The organism is Aeromonas sp. Y293-4 (assembly GCF_027705905.1).
Lineage (GTDB): Bacteria > Pseudomonadota > Gammaproteobacteria > Enterobacterales > Aeromonadaceae > Aeromonas > Aeromonas veronii.
This window is the reverse complement of record NZ_JAPDCI010000038.1, coordinates 1-8,678: the sequence shown is the minus strand read 5'-3', so window position 1 is coordinate 8,678 and position 8,678 is coordinate 1. Positions and strand designations below refer to the sequence as shown.

5 protein-coding genes are annotated in these 8,678 nt (G+C 53.5%); all 5 read left to right on the top strand.

What is annotated here, in order from left to right; translation table 11 throughout:
• Positions 1-111: 111 nt before the first annotated feature.
• The 5 genes from OKC31_RS21065 to OKC31_RS21045 all read left to right on the top strand — a co-directional run bounded on the left by OKC31_RS21065 (position 112) and on the right by OKC31_RS21045 (position 8,618).
• Complete coding sequence (locus OKC31_RS21065; RefSeq protein WP_270657658.1) at positions 112-735, top strand: hypothetical protein; 624 nt, start codon at positions 112-114, stop codon at positions 733-735.
• The gene (rdrB, locus tag OKC31_RS21060; RefSeq protein WP_144716089.1) at positions 735-3,437 is read left to right on the top strand and encodes an antiviral RADAR system adenosine deaminase RdrB; all 2,703 of its coding nucleotides are present in this window, start codon (positions 735-737) and stop codon (positions 3,435-3,437) included. Before OKC31_RS21065 ends, rdrB begins: the two co-directional genes overlap by 1 nt.
• Positions 3,438-3,563: 126 nt before the next feature.
• A complete protein-coding gene (locus OKC31_RS21055; protein ID WP_144716088.1) occupies positions 3,564-4,481 on the top strand; it encodes a radical SAM protein in 918 nt (305 codons plus the stop codon).
• Positions 4,478-4,885: a DUF6375 family protein gene (locus OKC31_RS21050; RefSeq protein ID WP_144716087.1), complete on the top strand. Its 408-nt coding sequence runs from the start codon at positions 4,478-4,480 to the stop codon at positions 4,883-4,885. The genes OKC31_RS21055 and OKC31_RS21050 overlap by 4 nt, the downstream gene beginning before the upstream one ends.
• Positions 4,886-4,898: 13 nt before the next feature.
• Positions 4,899-8,618 carry a hypothetical protein gene (locus OKC31_RS21045; protein ID WP_270657656.1) on the top strand — a complete coding sequence of 1,240 codons (3,720 nt, stop codon included), beginning with the start codon at positions 4,899-4,901 and terminating at the stop codon, positions 8,616-8,618.
• Positions 8,619-8,678 lie beyond the last annotated feature (60 nt).

Sequence of the window (8,678 nt, the reverse complement as noted above, 5' to 3'; positions counted from 1 at the left end):
AGAGTATAAGATCACACCCAGATCGGTCGGTCAAATCCTCTTAACATTGCTTCAAAACGTTCACGATCTCGCCCTGGGCTTATCTACAAAGTGTTCGAAAAAGTGTATGCCATGGTTTCTGATAATGGTAACAGAGAAAGTGATCTGGCTGCAGCTTTGAACAAAGCAGGGCTGGTATTTTATGCAACCTGGTCGGCATTTGGCAGCTTCGAGAAAGGTCGCTTGTTTGGATTGCCTGAATTAACTACTGGTGTTGGCTTGCATTCAGCAAAAAACTTCGAGAGCAATGAGCATTTCAAGATGAATATTGGTCATTTAGCTCCACGTAATAATCAATTGCCATTGCCAGACATGAAAACAGCTCAGGAAAGAAAGCATTATGGTGCAGGCATAAGATCAATAACTTATGTATTGACAACTCACCCATTACGTAAGTGGATTGATGAGATTCCAAATCTGGATAAAGTATCAACTACTTCCTCAGAACCGCCAATGCTAGGCAAAACTGCGTCAAAAGTTGGACTGGCATCCAAGCCTAAAGCTTGGTTATGCGAGAAGCTTGGGTTAAATACTGGGGACAGGCTGACTGAGTTTAGCATAGCGAAAGCAATAGAAGATTGGTCACAAAAGCAGTGCCATAACCTTTTCAATGACATGGAAACTGAATATCCCAAAGCTACAGAGCGTAGTGTATTGAAAAAAGCACTCCAGAATAAATTTCCTGGCCAATTTTGATGCTCCAGCGCACCCTGACTGAACATGCCGCCGAGTGTTTTTTCGGCGATGAAAGGTTGGCCACATGGCTTTGGGACAAGTTGCTCAAGCCAGCTGACGATCTGGAATCTGACCGCTGGCATCGGCTGCAAGCAGACTTCTACCATTTGCTGGTGGAGGGTGTGGAGGCGCGTTATCCACGCGAGCACAGGCTGACCGATGTGCGTCAGCTGATGGAGCGAATGCTGGATGGCGATTTACTACTGACCCCCACATTGCCGTGGCTGGATGAGCTGCAACACCGGCTACTGCAGCGCAATGGCGACTTACTGTGCTATCGCGAGGGGGAGGTGCAGGCGTATGTGCGCCTGGCGGCAGGGCTTGACCCGACGCTGCTGGCCGGCTGGCATTTGGCACAGTGGCTCGATGAGATGCCGCAGCCACAAGCGAACGATATTCGGCGCGTAGTGTCGGCACAGACTGCATTTTTCGCCCCTCCCGGCAACCCATCGCTGCCGTTTGCTGAAGGTCATGTGCATTTCTGGGGCGTTACCGCCGATAGCGCGATCCTCGATGACTATCTGCTGGCTGGGCAATCGCTGAATCTTGATGGCAAGTCGAGTCTGTGGCAGCGCGAACAACACGGCAACCTTCAGCCCCTGTTGCAGCACGCGCGGCAACGTCTGTTGTTGTTGCTGGAGCCGTGTCCTCCGGAAGATTGGCCGCAGCAATTGAAGCGACTCAACCTTGTCATGGACACACCTATCCGCAAGCCTGACTGGGAGTTTCTGGCCGCCAGCCAGCGTGCCACAACTCTTGGCAGCGCCGATTGGCTGTTAGGCGAATTTGCATTGTCGATGAAGCGTAATGATGCCAATCGCTGGCTTTGGCTGCATGTCTATCTTTGCCGTCGTTACAGTGAGCAAGACTCGCATCCGCTTCAACGTGCAGCCATTCTGTGGTTCTGGCAGACCGTCAATCAGCTGCGTCGCAGCCTCATCATGGATGGGCAAGGGTTGACGCGTTTTGCCGAGCGCTACTATAAGGCCGCGCTTGGTCGGGGTGGTGACTATCAAGGCAATATTCGCCGATTGTGGGCTGGTCGGGCTGATCTGGGAGAAATCAAGTCAGGGCCATTGGCATTCAAGCCTAAGTTAGTTAGTGAAATTGCTCGCGGTCTGATGGCGAATGCCAGCTTGTCTTTACCAAAGCCCCCTTACATTTTTGGCGAATCTGATATCAAGCTGGATATGCAAGCTTTGGCCACCATGCAGGCAATGGAACGCTGGCAATTTTGTGGCCATTTCTTCCGCTCGCAGGCGCACAAACAAAACCAGCGCCCCAAGTCGGATGGCAAAGAGCTGTGGCAAGAGGCTGAGAAGCTAATGCGCAATCTGCACAATGCTTCCGGCTGGAATGCGGCCGAGTTTTTAGGTGGTAAGCTGAACCCTAATTTCCATTTCCAGCCCGCCAGATGGTTTCGTGGGCTGGATGTGGCGGGAGATGAAAACGCACTGAAGATTGAGTGGTTTGCTCCGGTGCTGCGCTGGCTGCGCAGTGGCTTCAAATCTCGACCAGATGGCGAGCGAGCCAGCACTGGCTTTCACCTGAGTATTCATGCCGGCGAGGATTATGCCCATCCTGCGTCGGGCATGCGCCATATCGACGAGACGGTACGCTTTTGTGAGATGCGCGAAGGCGACCGGCTGGGACATGCACTGGCGCTCGGCATAGTGCCGAAACAGTGGGCTACCCGGCAGGGCGAGATGCTACTGCCGCTCGACGAGCATCTGGATAATCTGGTCTGGCTATGGCATCACGCCAGTGTGCTGAGTGGAATACTGCCCTTGGCGCAGCAGGTTTTACCCTTGTTCGAGCGGCGCATTATGCGTTTCTGGCGCAAGTCGAGCTGGTGGGAAGTGCCAGATTTGATGGCTGACGCAGGCTGCGATGAGAAGGAGTCTGTCGATCAGACTGCCGATTTGGAGAAGGCGCCGTTGGGTCACGCGACACCGGACGATTTGTATCAGGCATGGTGGCTGCGACGTAATTGTCACTATCGCCTGAGTGAGGTTGGTGATGGCTGGCCAGTCACTTCGCAAGAGTTGTGCGCTTTACCTGATCATCAAGAATTGAGCAAGCAGCGCACGTTGGCGAGCCAGCTTTATCATGCTCGGCATGTTTGGCTGACTTCGCTGACAGAAGTTCCGTTGGTGATTGTGCGCATGGGTGACGAAGCGGCGGCGCATGGCGGGTTTCACCCCAAGTTTGGCCGTAATGCTGATGAGAACATTCTGGAGGATGTGGACACTCCGGCCGAGTTGGATTTCATGCACGCGCTGCAGGACTGGCTGCTGACCGAGTATGACAAGCTTGGGCTGATCATCGAGGCGAACCCTACGTCTAATGTCTATATCGCACGGCTAAAATCACACGCTGAACACCCGATTTTCCGTTGGTATCCGCCTGACGAATCGGCGCTTGAGCAAGGAGCCGCGGCCAACCTTTACGGTCTGCGCCGAGGCCCGGTGCGTGTGCTAGTGAATACTGACGATCCCGGCATCATGCCGACCACACTGCGTACCGAGTTCTTGCTGCTGCGGGAGGCTGCGCTTGAGCTTAAGGTTGGCCGCACTGTGGCTGAACGCTGGCTGGAGACCTTGCGCCAGTACGGCATCGAGCAATTTCATCGCAATCACGTGCCGGTATTCGAGCCAGTTTAGAGGAGCATAATTGTCGGTAAAATATATGCACCATGCCCGCTGCATTCCGATACACAAGTTCATTGCTTGGGTAGCACAGAATGTGGAACAAGCTAAAGGTAGAACTGCTTTCGGTGATAATTCCTTATGAAATTAAGACTTGGCCCAAATGGTGCTCATTTATTCGATCGATTTTCAGGTCTGAATGTTCTGCTAGATGAGTTGCGCCCGACAGAGGCGTCGTGGTCTACGTCCCCCCGACAGGTATCAATTGCACTAACCAATGTTTGCGACCTTCACTGCGGGTACTGCTACGCGCCGAAGCACAAGGCATCACTGCGTACTGACCAGGTGCTCCGCTGGTTGAAAGAACTGGATACCGAGGGGTGCCTCGGCATCGGATTTGGCGGCGGTGAACCGATTCTGCATCCTGACTTCGTCAACATATGCAAACGGGTTGCGGGGGAGACTCAGCTCGCGGTCACATTCACGACTCATGGTCATCGCCTGACCCCACAGCTAGTCGAGAGCCTCAAGGGCTCGATACACTTCGCACGCATTAGTATTGACGGGGTAGGTAGCACCTATGAAAAACAACGCGGGAAGCCGTTTGCGCATCTGCTTCGAGGTATGGATTTAATCGAGTCCCTATCTCCTTTTGGGATTAACGTCGTAGTCAATGAGCACACGGTTACAGAACTTGACGCCTTAAGCGAGCTCGCCCACAAGGTTGGTGCCAGCGAATTACTGCTGCTTCCTCAACAGGCAACCACCATGGTTCCAAGCATTGATGGAGTGGTGGGCCGAGCACTTCAGGAGTGGGTCTTCAACTACAAAGGCAAGGTTCGCCTTGCGGTCAGTGAAGCGGGTGCGTCAGGTTTGCCTACCTGCGACCCTCTCCCCGATGAGCGAGGCCTTCAGGCCTATGCGCACATAGACGCTTCCGGAATGCTGCGTGAGAGTTCTTACTCGCCCATCGGCGCGAAAATTGGAGGCGCCGGTGTTCTGTCGGCGCTTGAACGACTTAGAAATACCTTCGAGATCCAACGAGAGGCGCAATCATGAAGATTTGGAACGGATATGGGTCTGAGCATTCGATGAATCTGGTTCTCATCGGAAGGTTCCAACGAGCGAAAGACGCAGAGGAGGTCGAGAAGAATATTGACAGGCTCAGCGCTCAGGCTTCAAAAGATGACAGTTACTCAATTGCTTTTGCTGAACCAGAGGATCAGAGATTTTCAGATGACATGCTCTCGTTACTGCGCAGCCTGAAACTCTACACCTTAGGACCAGCGGATCTCGGCCAGCTTGTATCTGATCATTACCTCAAGCGTGAAGGTGCTCGAATCACTGTAGAGACTGACGAGGCTGAGGTGTCCGCGTTCGTGAAGATCTTCATCGAGGCTGGGGCGAAGGTCGAAATCTTCTCAGCGCACGACTACCCGTCCGACCCCGCCAACGCCAGCTGACAGAGAGAACTCCATGCCTGAAGCAAATTGGGATGTATTCAAAAAGTTACCCGGTGCGGCGGAGGAGAACTTCGAAACGCTTTGCCGCGCTCTGGTGCGCCGCCACTACGGACGCTTTGGTTGTTTTAAACAACTTGCAAACCAGCCTGGTGTGGAGTTCCACCTCCAGTTGCATGAGCCTTGTGATCTCGGAGAGCCACCACGCTGGATTGGCTGGCAATGCAAATGGTATGAACTGACAAATGGACAAGACTTAGGGGCCGCGCGCAAAAATAAGATCATCGAGGGCATGGAGAAGACGCGCAAGCATGTGCCAGGAGTGACCGATTGGAAGCTTTGGACGCACCACACGCTGACAAAGGGGGACCAAGAGTGGTTCTTCGCACTTGAGAAAGACCGCTTCCCCGAGTTGAAGTTGGATCTGCTGACAGCAACGGACATCGAAGACCTCCTGGTTGGGCCAGGAGCACTACTTCGAGAAACCTACTTCGGCGAGCTCGTTCTAACTCCTGAGCTTCTTGCGGAGCAGTACAAGCTCGCTGCGGCTCCATTCAAGATCCGATACCAACCAACAGTTCATGTTGTCGTTGAAGCCGAGGAGAAGGTACTCCGGAGCTTGGGTAGCCAGAGTGCTTGGAAATCACTGGTGGAACTCTCAAGTGCTCTCAAGACTAATTCCACGGACATTGCTTCGCTCACGAAGCAACTCAAAACAGAACTCAAAGCTGAAGTCGACGCGCTCTTGGATCGAGCCACCGGGCTGGTTTATCTGCTTGATAGCTTGCATACAGCGCTCGGCAAGGGGGACTTCGATGCTGTGCAGCAGATAATGACCTCGAACCTGTTGCAATCGGCACGCTATGACAGACTGCTCTCGAAGATGCGTGGAGCACGCTCCGCCGGAGCTCCATTAGCCGCAAACTTGGTTGCGGACATCCACTCAGTTTCTTCGGCAATACGTAGTTTGGAGCAGTCAATCGGCCTTCGAGCCGTGGCAGTACTAGCTGCTGCAGGCGAAGGAAAATCCGAGCTAGCCGTCAAGGTGACACAGCCGGATGGAGATGTCCCCGGCGGCGTCTTGCTCCTGGGCAAGAACCTTCATGCAGGTCATGGGCTCGACGAGCTCGCATCTGCTTTCAAGATTGCTGGCAAGCCGGCGGAAAGCTTCGACCGGCTGGTTGAGGCGGTAGACGCAGCGGGACAGCGCGCAGGTAAGCGCATTCCGATTGTTATCGACGGGCTGAATGAGGCAGAAGATCCGAGGAACTGGAAGGACGAACTCGCTCGCGCGGAAGAGCTGCTGAAGACCTTTCCATATGTCCTGCTAGTTGTCACCTTGCGAAATGAGTTTGCGCAGATGTGCCTGCCGGAGGAGTTTCCTCAGGTTGAACACCAGGGATTCCGGGAAGACCCGCAGACGGCCATCGACAAGTACTTTAATTACTACAAGATTGACGCCACCGACGCAGACCTACCAATCGAGTTCTTACAGCACCCATTAACGCTTCGAATCTTTTGTGAGGTGGCAAACCCGCGTCGCCAGCACCTAGTCGGGGTGGAGGCACTGCCCAGTTCGCTTACAAGTCTGTTCGAAGAGCACTTCAATAGGGTTGCCGTACGAGTGGTTGAGCTTTTACCGAGGGCACCTCGCATCTATCAGGATGAAGTGCAAGATTCTTTGCTGACGATCGCGCGCCTCCTTTGGGAAGGCAACGTGAGAAGCGTGGAGTTCAATGCTGCTCGGACGGCTGTTCGAGACATGGGCTGGGATGCCAGCATCATCCGCGCGCTTGAATCAGAAGGAATCCTCGTACGAACAACTACTGAAGCAGGTAGCCAAGGAATCGCATTTTCATACGACCTGATGGCTGGATATATGATAGCGCGCCACCTGCTTCAGAGTCCTGGCTTGGCATCGTGGCTACGAAGCGATGAAGGATGTGCACAGTTCCAATTCCGTGATTCAAGATCGCATACTTTCGCCTTTGACGTGTTTCGGGCTCTGGTTGGCCTGTATCCGCAACACCTTGGTAGGCGCCAGCTGTGGCAAGACTTATCGGACGAGAAAGTCGTTCTGAACGCTCTGTTATTAACGCCGCAATCAGACCCAAGACACATCGGACGTGAAACGGTGGAGCGATTCGCACACGCAATGCAGGAGTCGAAGCAGTTCGCGCATATTGCTTTCACGAGACTTCGTGGCACTAGGGCAGCGCGAGCGCATCCATTTGACATGGACTTTTTGCACAGAGTGCTGTTGTCCATGTCCAATACGCAGCGCGATCTATTCTGGTCGGAGTGGGTTCGCGAAAAGTCTAAGGAAGTTGAGGCTGAATTCAAGTTCCTGTCGTCCAGATGGAAATCGGATGGTCTTGACGAGCGAGAAATTCGTCGGGCGCGCTGGGTGATGTGGACACTAACATCGACGTCCAGAAGTCTACGAGACCTAGCTACCAAAACCCTTTACGAATTTGCCATCAAACAGCCAACGGTGTTTTTCCAGCTGGCTGTCGAGTCAATTGCTGTTTCAGACCCGTACGTCCCCGAGCGGATGTTCGCCGTAGCCTACGGAGCGGCACTGAGCACTTGGTCGGATATCTGTGCTGTAGAGATGCGCAAGGCTCTGCCTAGCGTTGCCCGTGAGATTTATCAAGTGATGTTCGCGCCTGGAGCGCCGTATCCTACTTGGCATGCGTTATATCAACAGTACTGCCTGGGAACTATTGCCATCGCAAGAATGATTGATCCGGGCTGTTTTTCTGAGGAAGAGGCAGCTCACCTCCTTCCACCCTTTAGCCAACTACCCAATCCGTTTGAGAACACGCCGCAATATGATCCAGTGATGATCGAGGATGCAAAGAGTGAGGCGATTCGAATGGACTTCGGTAACTACACCATCGGGTCACTGATTCCAGATCGGGGGAACTACGACGACAGTCATCCAGAGTACCAGCGTGTGTTGCCGTTAATCGTTTCGCGAATGCTGGAGCTTGGCTATCACCCCGAAGCCTTCAAAGCTGTTGACCGGCAAATGGACCCTGGTCCCCGTAGTGGCGGTGACAAGCACAAGGTAGACAGATATGGGAAGAAGTATGGCTGGATTGCTTACTTCGAGATGTGGGGTGTCCGGTGTGCGCAGGGCCTCCTTGCCGATTGGCGCAACGATCGACCCTCAGATGCGGACATAGACCCAACATTCCCGCCCGAAGCTGCAAGAATCACCCTTCAACTCCCAGATTTGTTCAGCGGCCAACCTACAGGTGTTGGCGACTGGATAGTGACAGGGCCGCAACCAGACTATCGCGGCATCCTCGAAGTAGAGAATATTGATGGACTGGTGGGCCCGTGGGTCGTACTTGATGGGTTCCTCGAGCAGAATACTCCTGCTGATGATCGACAGGTCTTCACCTTCCTCAGGGGGGTGTTCGTGGACAGCGCAGAAGTCGATCGTCTATGCACGTTGTTTAATAACCTTAAATACCCCGGCAATGATGCTATTCCGGCGGAGCCAAGCTACTACTACATCTATGCTGGTGAGATGCCTTTCTCCACGATTCCGGGACTGCTTGCCCCTGATGAACAAGAGGGGGACCACTACGAATATATGGTGTCCGCTGAACGGTGGTCAGACAATGGTGTCGCAGTCGATATTCCAGTGCAGAAGTATAACTGGGAGAGCTACCACAGCGTGGTAAACCAGGTCAGCGGTGTGAGCCTCAGGGTGAGAGCGTGAACAAATTGTTAAATTGAGGTCAATTTAGCCAACCCAGCATCCAGTACCTTTTCCAGATAG